Source organism: Achromobacter sp., assembly GCF_032113835.1.
Classification (GTDB): Bacteria; Pseudomonadota; Gammaproteobacteria; order Burkholderiales; family Burkholderiaceae_B; genus Achromobacter.
Window position 1 is genome coordinate 106,074 of sequence record NZ_DAMCTG010000002.1, and the last position, 20,502, is coordinate 126,575.

Consider the following 20,502-nt stretch of genomic DNA (forward strand, 5'->3'; position numbering starts at 1 on the left):
ATGGTGGGTGGGTCAGGCGGCTTGCTGCCGCGCGATGGCCGCGCTTTCGGGCCGGAAGCTGAAGTGCATGAAGATGAGCGAGACGCAGACGGTGCCGTACAGCAGCATGAAGGCGCTGGAGCGGATGCCGGTCAGGTCGAGCAGGACCCCGAACATGATGGGAAGAATGAAGCCGCCCAGGCCGCCGGCCAGTCCGACGATGCCGGACACGGCGCCGATGTTGTCGCTGAACTCGTCGGAAATGAACTTGAAGACGGACGCCTTGCCGATCGCCATGGCGATGCCGACGATAAACAGCAGGATGGTGAAGGTGACCGGACCCAGGGCGATGCCGAAGGAGCGCGGGCCGCCGGCGGTCATGACGGTGAATTCGGTTTGCGGGTAGCTCAGCAGAAAGAACGCGACCCAGCACACCCACATCACCCACCACGTGGTCTTGTAGGCGCCGTAGCGGTCGGAGATCCAGCCGCCCACCGCACGCAGCACGCCGCCGGGCAGCGAGAAGCATGCGGCCAGGAGCGCGGCCAGCTTCATGTCGAAGCCGTACTCGCCGATGTAGTACTTGGTCATCCACAGAGCCAGGGCCACATAGCCGCCGAACACGACCGAGTAGTACTGGCAGTAGCGCCAGACGCGCGGGTCCTTCAGCATGGCGAACTGGGCCGACAACGATGCGCCGCCGGCAACGCGGTGTGAGGGATCGGACGACGAGAACATCCAGAACAGGATCGCGGTGACCAGCAGCGCCACGGCGTACACCTGCGGCACGATGACCCAGGACCCGGCCGCGGCCGCGATCAGCGCGGGCGCCACGAACTTGGTGATGGCCGAGCCGGAGTTGCCGGCGCCGAACACGCCCATGGCGAGGCCCTGCTTGTTGCGCGGGAACCAGCGGGCCACGTAGGGCGTGCCCACCGAAAACGAGCCGCCCGTCAGGCCGACGAACAGCGCCAGCACCAGGAACTGCCAGTATTCCGTGGCGTACGACAGCAGCCAGATCGGCACGACGGCCAGCAGCATCAGCACGAAGAACACGGGGCGGCCGCCGTAGCGGTCGGTCCAGATGCCCAGCGGCACCCGCACGAGGGAGCCGGTCAGGACCGGCATGGCGGCCAGCAGGCCGAATTGCGTTTCAGATAGGCCGAGCTGGGTCTTTATGGGAATACCCAGCACGGCGAAGATCATCCACACCGCGAAACAGATGGTGAAGGCAAACGTACTGGATATCAGGACCCGCATCGGCGCGCCGGCCGAGGATTGATGTGCTGCCATGGTTGGTCTCGCTTTTTGCTGACAAATGCGTATGTGGGTAGCCTAAGGAGGCCACCCTTCGCTCACCATTCCCCAGCCGACCAAAGGGCCATTTCCGAAGTGCCTAGTCATGCGGGTGTTCCGGACAGCCTTGCGCTGGATCAAGCAGGCGGATCGCGCCGGGATACGGTCGGAGTTAATATGTATTTCAAATACACGTTCAAACCCGCAACGCGGCGCACCCTGCCCGCACTGGCCACATCATGAGCACCCTGCTTTCCATTGAAGAACCCGCACAAAAGCCGCGCCCGGCACCGCCCGAATGGCGCGCTTTCACTGAAATGGGATTTCGCCCGCTGTACTTGGCGGGCTGTTTTTGGGCCTTGTTTTCCGTGCTGCTGTGGGTGCACGCACCGGCCCGCCTGACGGGCGTGCTGAACGGCATGTTCTGGCACGCGCATGAAATGCTGTGGGGCTTCGTCGCCACCATTGCCGTGGGTTTTCTGCTGACGGCGGGCGCCAACTGGACGGGCAAGAACCCCCTGCGCGGCAACCCGCTGGCGGCTCTGTGCGGGTTATGGGTCGTGGCGCGGGTGGGCTATCTGGTGCCGGGCCGCCCGGCATTTGCCATTGCGGCGGCCGCCGACCTGCTCTTTTTCCTGTGGGCGGCCGGGGCGCTGGGACGCGCCGTCGCCGTCACCCGCAACCAGCGCAACTACGGCGTTCCGCTACTGCTGCTGGCGCTGGGCGCAACCAACGGGCTGTATCTGTGGGCAACTGTCCAGGGCGATTACGTCACGTTGATGCGCTTTTTCAATGCCGGCCTGCTGTCGATGGCCGTGCTGACCCTGCTGATCGCTAGGCGGGTCATGCCATTCTTCGCCAAGCGCGCCGTCGCCGGCCTGGACATCCCTCCGCATACCAAGAGTGGCCATTGGCAGCTTGGGTTTGGCGTCATTGCCATTGCCTGCCTGCTGGCCGGGGTGCAGCAGGTCGCCGCGGCGGCACTGGCGGCTAGCGGCGTGATCGCGCTGGTGCAGTGGGTGTCCTGGAAGCCGTGGGCCGTGCGGCGCGTGCCGCTTCTGTGGATTCTCTATGCCGGCTATCTGGGCCTGGGCATCGGTCTGCTGGTGGGCGCGGCCCAGTTGTCGGGTTTCGTCGTCCGGCAGGCATGGCCGGCCCACGTCATCGGCGTGGCGGGGTTTTCGGTGCTGATTCTGGGCATGGTGACGCGCACCGCGCTCGGCCACCTTGGCCGGCCGCTGCGCACGGACCGCAGCATGGTCGTGAGCTACGCGCTGATGATCCTGGCGGCGTTGCTGCGGCTGGCGGCGCTGTTGCCCACGGCCGCCACGCTGGGCCTGCTGCATGCGTCGGCCACGGCGTGGGCGTTGGCGCTGGGGCTGTACCTGTGGCGGTTCTTCCCGATGATGATCCGGCCGCGCGCGGATGCGGCGGCCAAGCAGGCCGCGCCGGTCATGCGGGTGATGCCGGTATCGCGGCCTAAGGGCTGAGAGGCGTCATGACCGCTGCGTCATGACCGACGCATCATGACCGACGCATCATGACCGATCTTCGCGCCGCTCCATCGCGGCAACTTCGCGGCGCATTGCCTTGAGCCACGACTTGAGCAGGGATTCATCCGAGAACTGCATGACCTCGTGCTCCAGTTCCTGGATGTATTCCTGGATATCCTTGAGGTCGTCGTCCAGTTCGCCCATCACGGCGTCCGGTTCGAACGTGGCAAACGGGTCCAGTTCGTAGCGCAGCTTGAAGCCTTCCTCGGCGAACTGAACCTTGCTCAGCACTTCGTCCAGCTCGAGGACCAGCGACGCGTTGACAGAATCCAGCTGATCGTCGGGAATGTCGCGGCCACCCAGCAGGTCGCTCATCGACGCCTCGTTGGCCGTGGACTGGGCTAGGCGCTGGCGTTCGGCCTCTTGCAAGGCCTGCCACGCGACGGGGTTCGTCACGGCCGGAATTTTGACGACACGCGCGTATTCCAGCAGTTCTTCAGCGTCTTCGTCCTCGTACTGGTCCTGGATGATCTGCAGCAGCTGCATGGGCGACGTCGAGGCCAGATCCGCAACTTCCAGATCCAACGCATCGGCCAGTTCCTGGCCCGCGCTTTCGGTCAGTTCGGCCAGGTTGGCGTCATAGTCCGATCCGCGATGTTTCTTGTAGAGCGTCTTGAGGCGCGCGGTGTCGCAGCCGGCAGGCAGATCGCTCTTGGTTGCCAGCACCAGCAGTTCTTCCGAGAATTCCGTGACCAGTTCGGAAACGAATTCGCGCTCGGCCTTGGACAGGCCCATTTCCTTGTATGCATGGTCAAAGCACAGCACCAGCTTGTAACGAAGCTGGTTGAGCTTTTCTTCGAGGGGCCGCAGCGTCTCGGTGTATTTGCGCTGGTAATCGGCTTCGATCGACTGCCACTGCGCCAGGCGGGCCCGTTCGGACGCCAGCCGTTCCTGCAGGCGTTCACATAATTCACGCTGACTTTCGAAGGATTCTTTGCTCATGACCCACTCCTCTTGCAAACCGGGGTATTGAAAACAGCCGCCACTCTAAACGATACGCGCAAACCCTTCTTGAAAATCAGCGTCAATAACGCTAATCATTATTATTAATATAGAATCTCGGCTGTCCGCTATCCCCTTGCCTGGCAGCCCTGATGTCCCTGCGCTTCCTAGCGGGCCCCACCCCCTCACGCAAACGCCTGATCCTGATCGCGGCCGCCTTGGCGCTGGCCCTGCTGATCGGTGCGGCGGTCTGGCTGGCGGGCAATAAAGGCCCGGCCGCTCCTCCTCCCCCCAACTATGGGAAGCTTCCCGTCGCGGTGAGCGTCGCCGCGGCGCGCACCGGCCCGTTGCAGCGCGACTTGCACGCGCTGGGCACCATCACGCCGCTGGCGCAGGTGACCGTGCGCAGCCAGGTCGATGGCGAACTGATCAAACTGCACTACACCGAAGGCCAGGCCGTGGCGCAAGGCCAGTTGCTTGCCGAGATCGACCCGCGCCCCTTCCAGACCGCGCTGGCATCCGCCGAAGGCGAACTGGCGCAGACGCAGGCGATGCTGGACAACGCCGAAGCGGACCTGCGGCGCTACCGCAAGCTCGCACGGCAGGAAGCCGTGGCCGGGCAGCAGCTTGATACCGCCGAGGCGCAGGTGCGGATGTATACCGCGCAGCGCCAGAAGAACCAGGCGCAGGTGGCCGACGCCCGCCGCCTGCTCGGCCACACGCGCATCGTGGCGCCGCACGCCGGCCGCGTGGGCCTGCGGCGCGTGGATGCCGGCAACCACGTGCGGGCGACGGACGCCGAAGGATTGACCACGCTGGTGCAGATGGCGCCCACGTCGGCCCTGTTCAGCATCTCGGAGACTCGCCTGGACATCCTGCGTCAGGCGCAGGCGAAAACGCCCGTGTTGCGCGTGCAGGCCTGGGACGCCGACGAGCGCCGCATTCTGGCCGAAGGCTCGCTCGAGGCGCTGGACAACCGCATCCAGGCGGCCAGCGGCACCGTGCGGCTGCGCGCGCGCTTCGACAATGCCGACGAATCCCTGTTTCCCAACCAGTTCGTCAACATCCGGCTCGCCGTGGTGCAGCAGGATGATGTCGTGACCATACCCACTGCCGCGGTGCAATTCGGCTCCGAAGGATCGTTTGTATTCGTCATCGGCGATGACAACCGTGCAACCCACCGCGTGCTGAAGCTGGGGCCGGCTAACGCAGGCCGCATCGTGGTGCTGGCGGGCCTGGCCGCGGAGGAACGCGTCGTGGTCGAGGGCGTGGACCGGCTGCACGACGGCCGCGACGTGCAGATCGTGGAAAGCCAGGACAAGGAGCCCGCATGAGCCTGTCACGTCCCTTCATCCTGCGCCCGGTCGCCACATCGTTCCTGATGATCGCCCTGCTGCTGTCGGGCATCCTGGCGTGGCGCCTGCTGCCCGTGGCCGCATTGCCGCAGGTCGACTACCCCATCATCCAGGTCACCACGCAGTATCCGGGCGCCAGTCCGAACGTGACGGCGCGCGCGGTGACCGCGCCGCTGGAACGGCGCTTCGGCCAGATACCGGGCCTGAAGCAGATGTCGTCCACCAGCGGCAGCGGCATCTCGGTCATCACCTTGCAGTTCGCGCTGGACGTGTCGCTGGGCGTGGCCGAACAGGAAGTGCAGGCCGCCATCAGCGCCAGCGATTCGCTGCTGCCCAACGACCTGCCCACCCCGCCCGTGTATCGCAAGGTCAACCCCGCGGACGTACCGATCCTGACGCTGGCCGTCACGTCGGACTCCCTGCCCTTGCCCAAGGTCTACGATCTGGTGGACACGCGCATGACGCAGCGGCTGTCGCAGCTGTCGGGCGTGGGCATGGTCAGCCTGGCCGGCGGGCAGCGCCCCGCCGTGCGCGTGCAGGTCAATCCCATGGCGCTGGCCGCACGCGGCCTGCAGTTGTCGGACGTGCAGGAGGCGATTGCCAAAGCCAACTCCAATCAGCCGAAGGGCAGCTTCGACGGCCCCGTGCGGTCCGTCATCATGGACGCCAACGACCAGTTGCAAAGTGCCGAGGAATACCGTGACCTGATCGTCGCCTGGAAGAACGGCGCGCCGGTGCGGCTGGGCCAGATCGCCACGGTGGAAGACGGCGCCGAGGACCGCTACCTGGCCGCCTGGGTCGACAAGCAACCTGCCGTGCTGGTGAATATCCAGCGCCAGCCGGGCGCCAACGTCATCGCGGTGGCCGACCAGGTCAAGGCGCTGCTGCCGCAGCTGACCGCCAGTCTGCCCGCCGCCGCGCAGGTGCGCATCCTGACCGACCGCACCGAGAGCATCCGCGCTTCGGTGCGGGGCGTGCAATGGGAACTGGCCTTCGCCGTGGGTCTGGTGGTGCTGGTGACGTTTCTGTTCCTGCGCAACCTGCCCGCCACGCTGATCCCCAGCCTGGCCGTGCCGCTGTCTCTGATCGGCACCTTCGGCTTCATGTACCTGGCCGGCTTCTCCACCAACAACCTAACGCTGATGGCGCTGACCATCGGCGCGGGCTTTGTGGTCGACGACGCCATCGTGATGCTGGAGAACATTGCGCGCTACCGCGAACAAGGCCACAGCCCGATGGCGGCCGCGCTCAAGGGCGCCGGGCAGATCGGCTTCACGCTGGTGTCGCTGACGCTGTCGCTGATCGCGGTGCTGATTCCGCTGCTGTTCATGGAAGACGTGGTGGGCCGGCTGTTCCGCGAGTTCGCCATCACGCTGGCGGTCGCCATCCTGATCTCGCTGGCCGTCTCGCTGACGCTGACGCCCATGATGTGCGCACGCCTGTTGCCGGCGCACGAGCCGTCGCGTCCCGGCCTGCTGGACCGCTTGCAGGTTCGGTACGCCGGCTGGCTGGACGTGACCCTGCGCCACCAGCGGCTGACGCTGCTGGCGATGGTGGCCACCGTGGTGCTGACCGGTCTGCTGTATCTGGCGGTACCCAAAGGCTTTTTCCCCGCGCAGGACGGCGGCGTGCTGCAGGGCGTGACCCAATCCGCGCAGAGCACGTCGTTTGACGCCATGTCGCGCCGCCAGCAGGCGGTGGCGGAAAGCCTGCTGGCCGATCCCGACGTCGCGACCCTGTCGTCCTTCATCGGGATCGACGGCATGAACGCCACCCTGAACACGGGGCGTCTGCTGATCAACCTGAAGCCCTGGAGCGAACGCAGCGCGCCGCTGGCCGACATCATGGCGCGGCTGGATGCGCGGGCGCGCGAAGTAAACGGCATCTCACTCTATCTGCAACCCGTGCAGGAACTGAACATCGAGGATCGCGTCAGCCGCGGCCAGTATCAATTCAGTCTGACCTCGCCCGACAGCGCGCTGCTGTCGCGCTGGACCACCGCGCTGATGCAGCGGCTGGCGCAGGCGCCTCAGCTTGCCGACGTGTCTTCCGACCTGCAAGGCGGCGGCCGCCAGGCCTATCTGGAGGTGTCGCGCGACGCCGCCGCGCGCCTGGGCGTCACCATGGACGACGTGGCGCAGGCGCTTTACAACGCCTTCGGCCAGCGTCAGGTCGCCACGCTGTTCACGCAGTCCAACCAGTACCGCGTGGTGCTGGAAGTGGACCGGACGATGGCGACCAGTCCCGAGGCGCTGGAACGTATCCATCTGCAGACGGAAAGCGGCTTGGCGATTCCTTTGTCCGCCCTGGCCACGGTCAGCGAGCGCGCCGCGCCGCTGGCGGTCAATCACCTGTCGCAGTTCCCCGCGGTAAACCTGTCCTTCAACCTGCCGCCGGGCGGTTCGCTGGGCGAGGCCATCGCTGCCATCGAAGCGGCCAGGCAGGAAATCGGCATGCCCGAAAGCGTCGAACTGCGGCTGCAAGGCGCGGCGTCGGCCTTCGAGGCGTCGCTGTCCAACACGTTGTGGCTGATGCTGGCCGCGGTGGTGACCATGTACCTGGTGCTGGGCATGCTGTACGAAAGCGCCATCCACCCCGTCACCATCCTGTCCACCCTGCCCTCGGCCACGGTCGGCGCGCTGCTGGCGCTGCTGATCACCGGCCGCCCGCTGGACCTGATCGCCGTCATCGGCATCATCCTGTTGATCGGGCTGGTCAAGAAGAACGGCATCATGATGGTCGACTTTGCGCTGGAGGCCGAGCGCACGCGCGGCCTGGACCCGCACGCCGCCATCCGCGAGGCCGCGCTGCTGCGCCTGCGCCCAATCCTGATGACGACGCTGGCCGCGTTGTTTGGCGCGCTGCCGCTGATGCTGGCGACGGGATCCGGCGCCGAACTGCGCCAGCCGCTGGGATGGGTCATGGTCGGCGGGCTGCTGGTCAGCCAGGTGCTGACGCTGTTCACGACGCCCGCCGTGTACCTGTTCTTCCACCGGCTGGGCCACCGCCGCGCTGACGCCGCGCCGGCAGTCAACGCCGAAGGCCCGGTGAAATGATCCGCGCGTTGCTGCACCGGCCGGTCGCCTGCATTTTCCTGGCGCTGGCGCTGACGCTGCTGGGCGCCGTGGCGTGGCGGCTGCTGCCGGTGGCGCCCCTGCCGCAGGTGGATTTTCCGACCATCGAAGTGCGCGCCGACCTGCCGGGCGCCAGCCCCGAGAGCATGGCCAGCACAGTCGCCGCGCCGCTGGAGCGGGCGCTGGGCAGCATTGCGGGCGTCAGCTCGATGAGCTCGTCCAGCAACCAGGGCTCGACGCGGGTGCAGCTGCAATTCGACCTGGACCGCAACATCGACGAAGCCGCCCGCGACGTGCAGGCCGCCATCAATGCCGCGCGCGCCGAACTGCCTGCTGGCATGCCCGGCAATCCCAGCTATCGCAAGGTCAATCCGTCGCAGGCGCCCATCATGGCGCTGGCCCTCAGTTCCCCCACGCGTCCCGCCGGCCAGCTTTACGACCTGGGCTCCACGGTGCTGGCGCAGAAGATCTCGCAGATCAGCGGCGTGGGCGAAGTGACGATGGGCGGCAGCTCTTTGCCGGCCGTGCGCGTCCAGGTCAATCCGAACGCGCTGGCGCATTACGGCGTGGCGCTGGACGACGTGCGCGAGGCCATTTCGAACGCCGCCCCCATGGGCCCGCAGGGCCAGCTTGATTCGGCCGGCCAGCGATGGGAAGTCGGGACGCCCGAACAGCCACGCCGCGCGCAGGACTACGACAGCCTCATCGTGCGCTACCAGGACGGCGCCGTGATCCGGCTGTCGCAGGTGGCGCGCGTCAGCGATTCGGTCGAAAACCGCTACAGCAGCGGCTTTCACAACCGCAACCCGGCGGTCGTGCTGACCATCAGCCGCCAGCCGGGCTCGAACATCATCGAGACCATCGACGCCATCAACCAGGCGTTGCCGGGGCTGCGCCAACTCATGCCGGCCGACGTCGACCTGACCGTGGCGCTGGACCGCTCGCCGGGCATCAAGGCGACGCTGCGCGAAGCGCACATCACGCTGGCGCTGGCCGCCGGGCTGGTCATCCTGGTGGTGTGGTTGTTCCTGGGCAATGCCCGCGCCGCCGCGATTCCCAGCGTGGCGATTCCGGTCTGCCTCATCGCCACCTTTGCCGTCATGTACGCGTGGGGCTTTTCGCTGAACAACCTGTCGCTGATGGCGCTGATCGTGGCCGCCGGGCTGGTGGTGGACGACGCCATCGTCGTGCTGGAGAACATTTCGCGCCATCTGGAGCGCGGGCTTACCCCGGTCAAGGCCGCCCTGCGCGGCGTGCGCGAAGTGGGCTTTACGCTGGTTGCGATGACCGTGGCGCTGAGCGTGGTGTTCGTGTCGATCCTGTTCATGGGCGGCCTGGTGGAGCGGCTGTTCCGCGAGTTTTCGATCACGCTGGTGGCCGCCACCGTCATCTCGCTGGTCGTGTCGGTGGCGATCATTCCGGCGCTGTGCGCGCGCTGGCTGCGGCCCGCGAGCCACGTCGCGGCCAAGCCCTCCCGTATGCAGGCGGTGTTTGCCCGCATCCACGACTGGTATGGCGTGTCGCTATCGCGCGTGCTCGGCCACGCGCGCCTGACGTTGCTGCTTCTGGCCGGCGTCGTCGGGCTGAACGTCTATCTGTATGTCCAGGCGCCCAAGGGCTTTCTGCCGGTGCAGGACACCGGCCAGCTCATGGGCTTTGTGCGCGGCGACGACGGTTTCTCGTTTCAGGTCATGCAGCCCAAGATCGACCAGTACCGGCAGCTTGTGCTCAAGCACCCGGCCGTCGACGACGTCATCGGCTACAACGGCGGCGGTCTGGGGATCAGCAATTCGCTGTTCCTAATCCGGCTGAAGCCGGCCGCCCAACGCGCGGGGTCCTCGACCGAGGTCATCAACTGGATGCGGACCAACGCGCCGGCGGTGCCGGGCGGCATGTTCTTCCTGAACGTGGACCAGGACTTGCGCATGCCCGGCGGCTTCGGCAATTCCGGCGACCATGAACTGGCGATCATGGCCAGCGACGTGCCGGCGCTACGGGAATGGTCGCGCAAGATCTCCAAGGCCATGCAGGAGATCCCCGAACTGCGCGACGTCGACGCGCAGGGCGACGGCGCCACGCAGCAGGTCGTGATCGACATTGACCGCAGCGCCGCGCAGCGCCTGGGCGTGGACATGGACACCATCAGCAGCGTCCTGAGCAATTCGTTCAGCCAGCGGCAGGTCGCGACGCTGTACGACGCGATGAACCAGTACCGCGTCGTGCTGGAACTGGACCCGCGCTACACCGAAGATCCGGAAGTCCTGGAACAGGTGCACGTCGTGGCCGCCGACGGCAACCGCGTCCCGCTGACCGCGTTCGCCACCTACGACAACGGGCTGGTCAACGACCGCGTCTATCACGATGGCCTGTTTGCCGCGGTGTGGGTCGGATTCTCGCTGGCGCCGGGGGTGTCGCTGGAACAGGGCCTGGCCGCCATCGATGCCGCAACGGCCAAGCTGATGGTGCCCTCGTATATCCAGACCCGCCTGGGCGGCGATGCCCGCAACTTCCAGCAGAGCCTGCAGGACCAGCCCTGGCTGATCCTGGGCGTGCTGGTCGCCATCTACCTGGTGCTGGGCATTCTTTACGAAAGCCCGCTGCATCCGCTGACGATCCTGTCCACGCTGCCGTCGGCCGGGGTCGGGGCGCTGCTGGCGCTGCGGCTGGCAGGCATCGAGTTCACCCTGATCGCCCTGCTGGGACTGTTCCTGCTGGTGGGCATCGTCATGAAGAACGCCATCCTGATGATCGACTTCGCCCTCAGCCTGGAGCGGCGCGAAAACCTGACGCCCGAACAGGCCATCCATCGCGCGGCCATGCTGCGCCTGCGGCCCATCGTCATGACCAACCTGGCGGGACTTCTGGGCGCTTTGCCCCTGGTGCTGGGCATGGGCGAAGGATCGGAATTACGGCGTCCGCTGGGTGTCGCCATCATTGGCGGGCTGATGATCAGCCAGTTCCTGACGCTGTATACGACGCCGATCGTGTATCTGGCGCTGGAGCGCTTGCGGCATCGCGCGGGGTTCATTCGGCGTGGACGGCGTGCGAATGACGACGAAAAAGCCGGCTCGCCCTGATCGCAATCTCGATAAATTACAATTTGTGCCGGCATTTTTTACGAAGGCGCATTTCCCTGCCCGCGCCCGCACAAGCAACAGCCATGTACACGCAGAAAATCGGCTACCTCGAATTCCGGTATGGCGCCGACGCCAAACGTCAAACCGCCAACGTCGGTGACAGCATCCAGTCCATCGCGGTGCGCCGCCTGCTGAGACGACTCGCCGTTGACGACGCAAACATCGTGGGAATCGATCGCGACTCCCTGAAGCAGTACGCGGGACCGCCCGTGAAGCTCATCATGAACGGCTGCTTCAACGAGCGCTGTTTTCCTCTGCCACCTCAGATCACGCCGGTCTTCTTCGGCTTCAATGCGGAATCAGAGTCGGTCATCACGAAGAACAAGCCTCTGTTCAAGCAACATCAGCCCATCGGTTGCAGGGACAACGCCACCAAGAGCCTGTTCGACAAACACGGCATTGCGGCCTTCGTCACGGGCTGCGCGACGCTGACGTTCGACAAACGGGACCAGACGGCAGCCACCGCCTTGCCCGTCATCGCGTTTGGCGCGGGGTCTGGCGTCCTGCAGCAGAAGCTGCTTGAAAACGTTCCAAAACCTCTGCTCGAGAACGCGCGCCTCGTCTACCAGCGCGAACCCGTGGGTGAGATCCCCCTGAGCGACGACTCGGTCGCGAAGATGGATGCGTTGGCGCAGTCCTACCTGGACGTCTACACGAAGGCTTCGGTCGTGGTGACGCCGCTGCTTCATGTGGCCAGTCCGTGTGTCGCCATGGGCATTCCGGTGGTGCTGGCTCGGCGCGACTGGGACGACCGGTTTACGGCAATCGACCGGCTGCTCCCGCTGTATACGCCCACCGAGTTTTCTTCGATAGACTGGCAGGTTCGCCCGCTCGACATCGAGCCGTTGAAAAGCGCCATGTTCAATGTGGCGCGGCACTTGCTCGACGACCGGAAACCCGCGGACGACGACCTGGCCACGCTGTCGAAATGCTATGCGGCCCGCCCGGTACTGCAGCCGCCCAAAGCGTCGAAGCGCCACTGGCGCCTTCGGAGCCTTTTCGGCAAGCGCTGACTGGCTGGCGAAATTGGCGCCACCGCCCTGTGACGCCCGCTTCGATGCCTTACCCCTCGGTGCCTTACCCCTCGGCGCCTTACCTTTCGCTGGCAGCGGCAACGAAAGGTGAATAGAATCGACCACACAAGAGCAGGCGGATCCGCCCCGGCGTTCGAAGACGCCGTCCGCGGATACGTTCGGGTGACGCGGGCCGCCGTCGCACACGGCACGACCGCGTTAGCGCCCGGCGCTCCGGTGTCCAGGGCGCACGATGGTTTCCCGTCGTTCACATGGACAGTTGCAGTTAGGCCTCTGACAGACCTGGTGCCCAATGTGGCCGATGACTTGTTCGAATCGACTGCTTCTGACCGGCGTGCTGTGCCTGGCCGGTTGCGTGCAGGTGGGACCCGACTTCGAGCCCCAGCGTGTCGACTGGTCCAGCCAGTGGGACACGCCCGCGCTGCAACAGGCCACCGTGGAAGGCTCCCAGCCGCACGCCCGGCAGTGGTGGCGCATCTTTGACGACCCCGTTCTTGAATCCCTGATCGCCCAGGCCGACGCGCACAATCCCGGCGTGCAGGTGGCCGGCCTGCAGATCATGGAGGCGCGCGCCCAGCTTGGCATTGCCCGCAGCGGGCTGTATCCGCAATCCCAGGTTATCGGCGCGGACGCGCTGTACCAGCATCGGTCATCGCGCTCATCTGAAGGCAATCCGCGGCCCAGCAGCTTCTGGCAATACAGCGCGGGCTTCACGATCGGCTGGGAGCTGGATTTCTGGGGCCGTTTCAGCCGCGCCGTCGAATCCGCGGACGCCGCCTACTTCGCGGCCGAGGCAAACCGCGAAGACGTGCTGGTGCTGCTGCACGCGCAGGTCGGCGAAAGCTATTACGCGCTGCGCACGGCTGAGGCGCGGCTGCGCATTGCCCGGGACAATGCCGCCATCCAGAAGCGCAGCTACGAGATCACCGAGCGCCTTTTCACCAGCGGCGAGACCGACGAACTGGATCTGCAACAGGCGCGCACGCAGTACCTTGGCACGCTCAGCACGATCCCGGAATTCGAAAGCCAGATCGCGCGCACCCGCAACGCGCTGGCGGTGCTGGTGGGCAAGCCGCCCGGCCCGATGCCGGAGCTGCCCGACCTGGCGACCCGGGAGGCCGTGATTCCGCTGATCGACCGGGCCGTGCTGCAGGACGTGCCGGCCAACCTGCTGCTGCGGCGTCCGGACATCCGCGCAGCCGAGCTGCGGATCGCGGCGCAATCCGCGCAGGTGGGCGTGGCCAAGGCTGATCTCTACCCTTCGTTGACGCTGCTGGGCAGCATCGCCTGGACCGCGACGTCGCTGGCCGGCACGTCGGGCGGCGCGGCGCTGTTTGCCGGTCCCAGCCTGACCTGGAACGTCTTCGACCACGGCCGGATCACCAACACGGTGCGCCTGCAGGATGCGCGGCTGCAGCAGCTCATCGTGATCTACCAGGACGCCGTGCGCCAGGCGGCGCGCGAAGCCGACGACGCCGCCACCGGGCTGGTCAAGGCGCTGGAGCGCGACGGCATCCTCTACGACTCGGCGCTGGCGGCCAAGCGGTCGTTGACGCTGGCGACCGCGCTGTACCGCGAGGGCTATTCCGACTTTCAGCGGGTGCTGGACGCGCAGCGCGCGCTGGCGACGCAGCAGGACACGTATCTGGTGAACCGGGGCAACGCCGTGCGCGACCTGATCGCGCTGTACAAGGCAGTGGGCGGCGGCTGGTACAGCGACCAGCCCGTCATCGATCCGGCCACGCGAGAGCAGATGCAGCGGCGCACCAATTGGGGCGACCTGCTGTCCGAGGCCGGGCGGCCTGCCCCGGTGTCCGCGCTTTCCAAAACCACGAGGCGACCCGATGATTGATCCCAGGCCTGCGCCACCGACGGCCCGCCCTGCGCCTGCGGCGAGCCCTGCCTCATCGGCCCGCACCACGCCGGCCCGCGCCGCGCGGTCAGAGCCGGCGGAGCCGCCGGAGCCGCCACCGCCGCCGCCCGCACCGCCGGCCGCCCCACCGTCACCGGCGGATCCCGCCAAAAAGGGTGTCCGCTGGGTGCTCCTGGTCATCGTCATCAGCCTCGTCTGGTATCTGCTGGCGGACCGCTACACGCCATACACGCAGCAGGCGCGGGTGGAGGCCTTCGTGGTGCCGGTGGCGTCCGAAGTGGCGGGCCGGGTGACGCAGGTTCATGTGCGCAACAACCAGGACGTGAAGTCGGGCGCCGTGCTGTTCGACGTCGACCCCGAGCACTACCGGATCGCGCTCGACCGCGCACGCGCCGACCTGGACGCCACGCGCCGCCAGATCGGCGCCGGTACGGCCGGCATCGAATCGGCGCAGGCGTCCCTGCGCGCGGCGCAAGCCAACGAAGTCCGCGCGCGCCAGGACAGCACCCGCCTCGAGCGCCTGTACCGGGATGACCGGGGCACGATATCGCTGCGCCGGCTGGAAATCGCGCGGGCCAATCTGGCGCAGGCGGTCAGCCAGGTGGCGGCCGCGCGTGCCGAGGTGCAGCGGGCGCGCGAGCAGGAAGGCGGCAGCGAGGAAGACAACGCCAAGCTGCGCAGCGCCGCCGCCGCCGTCGAAAAGGCGGAACTGGATCTGGCCAACACGAAAGTGCGCGCCCCCGCCGCCGGGCTGGTCACGGACCTGCGCACCGACGCCGGCCAGTTCGCCGCGGCCGGCAAACCGGTGATGACGCTGATCGCCATCCACGACGTGTGGATCAACGCGGAAATGACCGAAAACAACCTTGGCCACGTTGACCCCGGGACGCCGGTCGCGATCATCCTGGACGCGCTGCCCGGGCAGGTATTCGAAGGCCGCGTGCGCAGCGTGGGCTATGGCGTGAACGTCGGCACGCCGACACAGCCCGGCAGCCTGCCCACGGTGCAGAACAGCCGCGACTGGCTGCGCCCCGCCCAACGTTTTCCGGTCGCCATCGACCTCGATCCCGGACAGCTTCCCTCGCTGCGCGGCATCCGGGTGGGCGGTCAGGCCGAAGTGATGGCGTTTCCGCATCCCGGCAATCCGCTCAACCCCTTGGGCCGCCTGTACCTGCGGCTGATGAGCTGGCTTTCCTATGCCTACTGACGCCATCCCCGCCCCGCGAGACCCCCGCGGTCAGCGCGCCCTGCGACTGGGTGTGGGGACGGCGCTGTGCCTGGCCATCAGCTTCGGCCTGGACATGCCGATCCCGATGATCGCGCCGGTGCTGGGCGTATTCCTGCTGGCGCAGATGAACCGGCCGCTCTCGCTGAAGGCCGGGCTCGGTCTGGCGCTGGTCGCGATGTTCACCACGGGCAGCGGACTGCTGCTGATTCCGCTGCTGCGCTACTACCCGGCCGGCGGCGTGCTGATCGTCGGCCTGTGCCTGTTCCTGGCGTTCCGCCATGGGCTGCGCGGCGGCAACAACCTGGTGTCCACCTTCCTGATCATTGGCCTGACCATGATTTCCGCGGCAGGCACCCTGGACTTCGGCCTGGCGGTGACGGTGATCGAGGCGCTGGTCAAAGCCCTGCTGCTGGCCGCCCTGGTGCTCGGCGTCTGCCACGCGCTGTTTCCCGAACCGCCCGGCCTGCCGGCTCCACCGCCCCCACCTGTCCTGCCCGCCGCCGAGGCGACCCGCATGGCCCTGCGCGCGGCGCTGGTCGTGCTGCCGGCCTTTCTGCTGGCGATGACCGATCCCCTGGGCTACATGCCCATCATCCTGAAGGCGGTCAGCCTGGGCCGCCAGAGCTGCGTCACGGCAGCGCATGGCGCGGCGCGCGAGATCCTGGGGTCGACGCTGCTGGCCGGCGTGCTTGCCGTGGCGTTCTGGATCGCCCTGCGGCCGTTCCCCAGCCTGTGGATGTACTTCCTGTGGATGCTGCTGTTCGCGCTGGTGATGGCCAGAAAGCTCTACCGGTTGAGTCCCACGCCGCATCCGCCCAGCTTCTGGCTGAACACGTTGATCACGCTGATCATCCTGCTGGGCCAGTCGGTGCAGGATAGCGTCGCGGGCAAGGATGTGTACACGGCTTTCGCGGTGCGCATGGGACTTTTCATTGCCGTCACCTTATATGCCTGCCTGATGCTGCAGTTGCTCGAAACCCGGCCGCGCGCACAGCCCAAATTCCCCCCCCTTGCAAGGAGACCGCCATGAGTGTCCAAGACATGCCAACCCAACCCGCGCCGGCAATGGGCTGGCGCTTCAAGTGCGGAATCGGGATCTTCATCCTGGCTTTCGCGCTGTGGTTCCTGATCCCCATCGGCGCCGCGATGGACATTCCCGGATCGCGCATTGCCGCCCTGACCGGCGCCATCTTCATCGCCAACAAGGTGCTGCTCATCACCTGCATCGCCGTCATGGGCAAAGAGGGATTCCAGCAGCTCAAGGCCATCATCGGCGGTCATGCGAAGAAGCTGGCGCCCGTGCAGAAGGTGGGCCCCGTGCGCCACGCCATCGGCATGGTGATGTTCATCCTGCCGTTGCTGACGTCGATGCTGGAACCTTATGTCGACCAGATCTGGCCCGGCTTCCGGCCGCGGCTCTGGCAGGCGCAACTGCTGGGCGACGTCATGCTGGTGGCGAGCTTTTTCGTGCTGGGCGGCGATTTCTGGAACAAGCTGCGCGCGTTGTTCGTGCGGTCGGTCTAGCACCGCTCGTCACGCGCCGCCTCTGTCCAGATCCGGAGCGCGCGGTGCGGCGGTGAGCCGCACCGCCATGAACTCCAGAAACTCCTTGGCCAGCGGCGGCAAGGTGCGTCCTTGCAGAGTCACGGCCTGGATGCTGCGCTGGCGCATCTCCGGGTTGCTGAAGGGCACCGCGGCCAGGGCGGTGCCCTGCGGATCGCCCATTAACGTCAGGTATCCCGTTAGCGCCACGATTCGGCTGCCAGGCAGCATGGGCAGAAAAGCCGCCGAATTGTTGGATACGTACGCAGGCTCGATATGCAGCCCTGCGTTGGCGCACGCCGTATCGAAAAGCTGCCGCACGGTCGTGCCGGTATCTCCGACCGATACCGGCACCTCCCTCAGGTCACGCAGGCTGATCGCTCGGCGCGCGGCAAGCGGATGCCGCCGGCACATTACCGCGTACACCGGCGCCCGGGTCAGCAGTTCGGTCTTCAGACGATCGTCCTGCGCCACCGTATAGTGCAGCGCGATCTGCGACATTCCCTCGAGAATCCTCCGAATGACTTCCTCAGGCCGGTCCACCTGCAGATGAAAGCGCGTTTCGGGCCGGATCTGCTTGAACTCGGCCATGCACATCGGCAGGAAACGATGGGCGAATCCCTCGCTGCAGGCCAGCCGGATCGTGACATCGCCCAGCGCGCTGCGCCGCCGGATCTCCGTGGTGACGCGTTCGGCCTCCAGCGCGGCGGCCCTGGCGTAAGCGGCGAGCTGCAAGCCGGCCTCGCTAAGCGCCATGCCGCGCGCCTGGCGTTCAAACAGCGCGATGCCCAGACTGTCCTCCAGTTTGGCGATCTGACGGCTGACGGCGGATGCCGCCACATGCAGCGCCGCCGCAGCGCCTGCGATCGAACCGCACCGCGCGACTTCCAGGAAATATCTTAGGCCGAGGGAAATCATGAGCGACTCCTGGGTGTCGTGCCTTTATGGCAACGCAAAAGTGCGAAATATCTAATTGTGGCACGCGAAGAAGCGTAATAAGTTTTGCTTTCCCACACTGCCCTCGAGAGTCCGCCATGACCCGCGAACAAGCCATTCTCCACGCAACAGAAGCGTTTGACAGCGGCGCCCTGCAGGACACCCTTGCCCGCCGCGTTGCTTACCCCACCGAAAGCGAAGTGGCGACCCAGGCCCCGGCGCAGCACGCCTACCTGACCATGGAGCTGGTCCCGCGACTGGCGGCACTGGGCTTTTCCTGCGAGGTGCATCCCAATCCCGCCGGGGTAGACCTGCCTATCCTGGTGGCGCGTCGGATCGAAGCGGCCGAATTGCCCACCGTACTGATGTACGGCCACGGCGATGTAGTGCGGGGCAACGCCGCCAAATGGGAATCCGGCCGCGACCCCTGGCGCCTGCAGGTTGAAGGCGACCGCTGGTATGGGCGCGGCACGGCAGACAACAAGGGACAGCACTCGATCAACCTCGAGGCGTTGTCGCGCGTCATTGCCGTGCGCGGCGGCACGGTGGGATTCAATACGATCTGGCTCATCGAAACCGGCGAAGAAGCGGGCTCGCCCGGCTTGGCCGCATTCTGCAAGACGCACCGCAATCTTCTGGCCGCCGACGTCTTCATCGCCAGCGACGGGCCACGCCTGAACGCCGCGCGGCCCACGCTGTTCATGGGCTCGCGCGGCGCGGTCAATTTTGAACTCAAGGTGCGGGCTCGGGAACGCGGCTACCATTCCGGCAACTGGGGCGGACTGCTCTCCAACCCGGCAATCCGGCTGACGCATGCGATCAGTTCGCTGGTGGACGCGAACGGCCGCATCGCCGTGCCCGGGTTGCGGCCCCCGCCCATCCCCGCTGCGGTCGCCCTGGCGCTGGCAGACCTGGAAGTCGGTGGTGGCGAAGACGATCCGGACATCACCGCCTGGTGGGGCGAACCCGGCTTGACCTCGCCGGAAAAGGTATTCGGCTGGAACAGTCTTGACGTCCTGACATTCGGCGCCGGCGACCCCGCCAAGCCCGTGAACGCCATCCCTCCGGAAGCCGCGGCGTGGTGCCAGTTGCGCTTCGTGGTCGGCACCGACTGGCGCGCCCTGCAAGAACACGTGGTCGAGCACCTGCATCTGGGCGGCTTCGACGACGTCGAGGTTCGTATCGGCATGCAGGCGGGCGCGACGCGCCTGTCGCCCGACACCCCGTGGGTGCGCTGGGCCGCCGCCTCGCTCGAGCGCACCACCGGAAAGCGGCCGGCCCTGTTGCCCAACCTGGGGGGCTCCCTGCCCAACGACATTTTTGCCGACCAACTTGGGCTGCCCACCCTGTGGGTGCCTCACTCCTACCCCGCCTGCGCGCAGCATGCGCCAAACGAACATCTTCTGGGCAGTGTCGCCCGGGAAGGCTTGGCCATCATGGCTGGCCTTTTCTGGGATCTGGGGACACAGGGCGCCGACTTGCTCGAACAAACCTGCGCCCATTCGACCTCCTACGCCTGACCCGACCGAGCCCCACCATGACCGCCAGATTTCGTACCGCCCTGTTGGCGTTGACACTTGCCGCCGCCACCCACGCCAGTACCGCCCACGCCGCGTATCCGGAACAGGCCATCAAGATCGTCGTCCCGTTCACGCCGGGCGGGGCCACCGACGCGGTGGCGCGTCTGCTCGCCACCAAGTTGTCGGGCAAGTTTGGCCAACCCGTCATCGTGGAAAACCGCCCTGGCGCCTCCACCCTCATCGGCGCCGAGGCGGTTGCCCGCGCAGCGCCCGACGGCTACACGCTGATGCTGTCCGGCAGCACCACCTACAGCGTACTGCCGGCGCTCAAGCCGGCGCTGCCCTACGATCCCCTGCGTAGCTTCGAGCACATCGGAATCGTCGCCAAGGCCCCCGTTGTACTACTGGCGCAAAATGCCTTGCCCGCCGCCACACCCAAGGAAGCGGCCGAGTTCGCACGGCGGGAAGGCGCCAACGGCGGCCTGATGTACGGCACGTTCGGCCCGGGGTCCGCCCCCCACCTTACCGGCGAGATGTTCGCGCAGGCAGCCGGAGCTAGGATGACACCGGTGCCGTACAAGGGCAGCGCACAACTCATCACCGCCCTGATCGGCGGCGAGATCGCGCTGGCCGTGGACACGGTTTCCGCATCGGCAGCGCACGCGCGCGCGGGCAAAATCCGGGCGTTGGCAGTCACCGGCGAGCAACGCATGCCGCAACTTCCGGACGTGCCTACCTTCGCCGAAGCGGGCATGCCGGATGTGTCGTTCGTCGGTTGGTACGGGCTGGTCGCGCCAGCGCACACGCCGACTCAAGTCATGCACACGCTGAACCGGGTAGTGGCGGAAATCATGCAAGACGAACAGGTGCGCAAGAACGTCTCGGACCTGTCGCTGAATCCCGTCTTCCTTCCGGGTCAGGCGTTCCGCGAGCAGATTGCAATAGAGATCGCCACATTTGGCGCCGTCGCCGAGCGTGCCGGCATTACCCTCGATTGACCGGGAGCGGGACGCCGGATGGCGTCCCAGCCGCA

14 protein-coding genes are annotated in these 20,502 nt (G+C 66.6%); 11 read left to right on the forward strand and 3 right to left on the reverse strand.

All coding sequences use genetic code 11. The features are described from left to right. Positions 1–12: 12 nt before the first annotated feature. A complete protein-coding gene (locus RT697_RS01465) occupies positions 13–1,272 on the reverse strand; it encodes an MFS transporter (protein ID WP_239212686.1) in 1,260 nt (419 codons plus the stop codon). Positions 1,273–1,514: 242 nt separating this feature from the next. Between RT697_RS01465 and RT697_RS01470 the strand changes: the two genes are divergently transcribed. Beyond that, the gene (locus RT697_RS01470) at positions 1,515–2,765 is read left to right on the forward strand and encodes an NnrS family protein (RefSeq protein ID WP_313696669.1); all 1,251 of its coding nucleotides are present in this window, start codon (positions 1,515–1,517) and stop codon (positions 2,763–2,765) included. A 48-nt stretch (positions 2,766–2,813) separates the two neighbouring features. Here the strand turns inward: RT697_RS01470 and RT697_RS01475 are convergent, their stop codons facing one another. Continuing rightward, positions 2,814–3,770 carry a molecular chaperone DnaJ gene (locus RT697_RS01475; protein WP_313696670.1) on the reverse strand — a complete coding sequence of 319 codons (957 nt, stop codon included), beginning with the start codon at positions 3,768–3,770 and terminating at the stop codon, positions 2,814–2,816. Between the two features lie 152 nt (positions 3,771–3,922). Between RT697_RS01475 and RT697_RS01480 the strand changes: the two genes are divergently transcribed. From RT697_RS01480 to RT697_RS01515, 8 genes are all read left to right on the forward strand, one after another. Continuing rightward, positions 3,923–5,104: an efflux RND transporter periplasmic adaptor subunit gene (locus RT697_RS01480; RefSeq protein ID WP_313696671.1), complete on the forward strand. Its 1,182-nt coding sequence runs from the start codon at positions 3,923–3,925 to the stop codon at positions 5,102–5,104. Next, the gene (locus tag RT697_RS01485) at positions 5,101–8,181 is read left to right on the forward strand and encodes a multidrug efflux RND transporter permease subunit (RefSeq protein ID WP_313696672.1); all 3,081 of its coding nucleotides are present in this window, start codon (positions 5,101–5,103) and stop codon (positions 8,179–8,181) included. Before RT697_RS01480 ends, RT697_RS01485 begins: the two co-directional genes overlap by 4 nt. Continuing rightward, entirely contained in the window at positions 8,178–11,276 is a 3,099-nt protein-coding gene (locus RT697_RS01490) for an efflux RND transporter permease subunit (RefSeq protein WP_313696673.1), read from the forward strand. Before RT697_RS01485 ends, RT697_RS01490 begins: the two co-directional genes overlap by 4 nt. 83 nt (positions 11,277–11,359) lie before the next feature. Continuing rightward, entirely contained in the window at positions 11,360–12,349 is a 990-nt protein-coding gene (locus RT697_RS01495) for a polysaccharide pyruvyl transferase family protein (RefSeq protein ID WP_313696674.1), read from the forward strand. 313 nt (positions 12,350–12,662) lie between these two features. Then, positions 12,663–14,222: an efflux transporter outer membrane subunit gene (locus RT697_RS01500; protein ID WP_313696675.1), complete on the forward strand. Its 1,560-nt coding sequence runs from the start codon at positions 12,663–12,665 to the stop codon at positions 14,220–14,222. 187 nt (positions 14,223–14,409) lie between these two features. After that, the gene (locus tag RT697_RS01505; protein ID WP_313696676.1) at positions 14,410–15,450 is read left to right on the forward strand and encodes an HlyD family secretion protein; all 1,041 of its coding nucleotides are present in this window, start codon (positions 14,410–14,412) and stop codon (positions 15,448–15,450) included. Then, complete coding sequence (locus tag RT697_RS01510) at positions 15,440–16,501, forward strand: DUF2955 domain-containing protein (protein ID WP_313696677.1); 1,062 nt, start codon at positions 15,440–15,442, stop codon at positions 16,499–16,501. The genes RT697_RS01505 and RT697_RS01510 overlap by 11 nt, the downstream gene beginning before the upstream one ends. Continuing rightward, positions 16,498–16,995 carry a transporter suffix domain-containing protein gene (locus RT697_RS01515; protein ID WP_175121286.1) on the forward strand — a complete coding sequence of 166 codons (498 nt, stop codon included), beginning with the start codon at positions 16,498–16,500 and terminating at the stop codon, positions 16,993–16,995. Before RT697_RS01510 ends, RT697_RS01515 begins: the two co-directional genes overlap by 4 nt. Positions 16,996–17,004: 9 nt before the next feature. Here RT697_RS01515 and RT697_RS01520 read toward each other — a convergent pair whose 3' ends face one another. Further along, entirely contained in the window at positions 17,005–17,931 is a 927-nt protein-coding gene (locus RT697_RS01520; RefSeq protein WP_313696678.1) for a LysR family transcriptional regulator, read from the reverse strand. A gap of 116 nt (positions 17,932–18,047) precedes the next feature. On the opposite strand from RT697_RS01520, the gene RT697_RS01525 reads away from it, so the two are divergent. Continuing rightward, entirely contained in the window at positions 18,048–19,469 is a 1,422-nt protein-coding gene (locus tag RT697_RS01525; RefSeq protein WP_313696679.1) for a M20 family metallopeptidase, read from the forward strand. Positions 19,470–19,486: 17 nt separating this feature from the next. Beyond that, positions 19,487–20,467: a tripartite tricarboxylate transporter substrate binding protein gene (locus tag RT697_RS01530; RefSeq protein ID WP_313696680.1), complete on the forward strand. Its 981-nt coding sequence runs from the start codon at positions 19,487–19,489 to the stop codon at positions 20,465–20,467. The last annotated feature ends 35 nt before the right edge of the window (positions 20,468–20,502 follow it).

What these genes read in the sequence shown, in the direction of transcription:
- RT697_RS01465 (WP_239212686.1), bottom strand. Translation starts at nt 1,272, where the DNA reads ATGGCAGCACATCAATCCTCGGCCGGCGCGCCGATGCGGGTCCTGATA.
- RT697_RS01470 (WP_313696669.1), top strand. Translation starts at nt 1,515, where the DNA reads ATGAGCACCCTGCTTTCCATTGAAGAACCCGCACAAAAGCCGCGCCCG.
- RT697_RS01475 (WP_313696670.1), bottom strand. Translation starts at nt 3,770, where the DNA reads ATGAGCAAAGAATCCTTCGAAAGTCAGCGTGAATTATGTGAACGCCTG.
- RT697_RS01480 (WP_313696671.1), top strand. Translation starts at nt 3,923, where the DNA reads ATGTCCCTGCGCTTCCTAGCGGGCCCCACCCCCTCACGCAAACGCCTG.
- RT697_RS01485 (WP_313696672.1), top strand. Translation starts at nt 5,101, where the DNA reads ATGAGCCTGTCACGTCCCTTCATCCTGCGCCCGGTCGCCACATCGTTC.
- RT697_RS01490 (WP_313696673.1), top strand. Translation starts at nt 8,178, where the DNA reads ATGATCCGCGCGTTGCTGCACCGGCCGGTCGCCTGCATTTTCCTGGCG.
- RT697_RS01495 (WP_313696674.1), top strand. Translation starts at nt 11,360, where the DNA reads ATGTACACGCAGAAAATCGGCTACCTCGAATTCCGGTATGGCGCCGAC.
- RT697_RS01500 (WP_313696675.1), top strand. Translation starts at nt 12,663, where the DNA reads ATGTGGCCGATGACTTGTTCGAATCGACTGCTTCTGACCGGCGTGCTG.
- RT697_RS01510 (WP_313696677.1), top strand. Translation starts at nt 15,440, where the DNA reads ATGCCTACTGACGCCATCCCCGCCCCGCGAGACCCCCGCGGTCAGCGC.
- RT697_RS01515 (WP_175121286.1), top strand. Translation starts at nt 16,498, where the DNA reads ATGAGTGTCCAAGACATGCCAACCCAACCCGCGCCGGCAATGGGCTGG.
- RT697_RS01520 (WP_313696678.1), bottom strand. Translation starts at nt 17,931, where the DNA reads ATGATTTCCCTCGGCCTAAGATATTTCCTGGAAGTCGCGCGGTGCGGT.
- RT697_RS01525 (WP_313696679.1), top strand. Translation starts at nt 18,048, where the DNA reads ATGACCCGCGAACAAGCCATTCTCCACGCAACAGAAGCGTTTGACAGC.
- RT697_RS01530 (WP_313696680.1), top strand. Translation starts at nt 19,487, where the DNA reads ATGACCGCCAGATTTCGTACCGCCCTGTTGGCGTTGACACTTGCCGCC.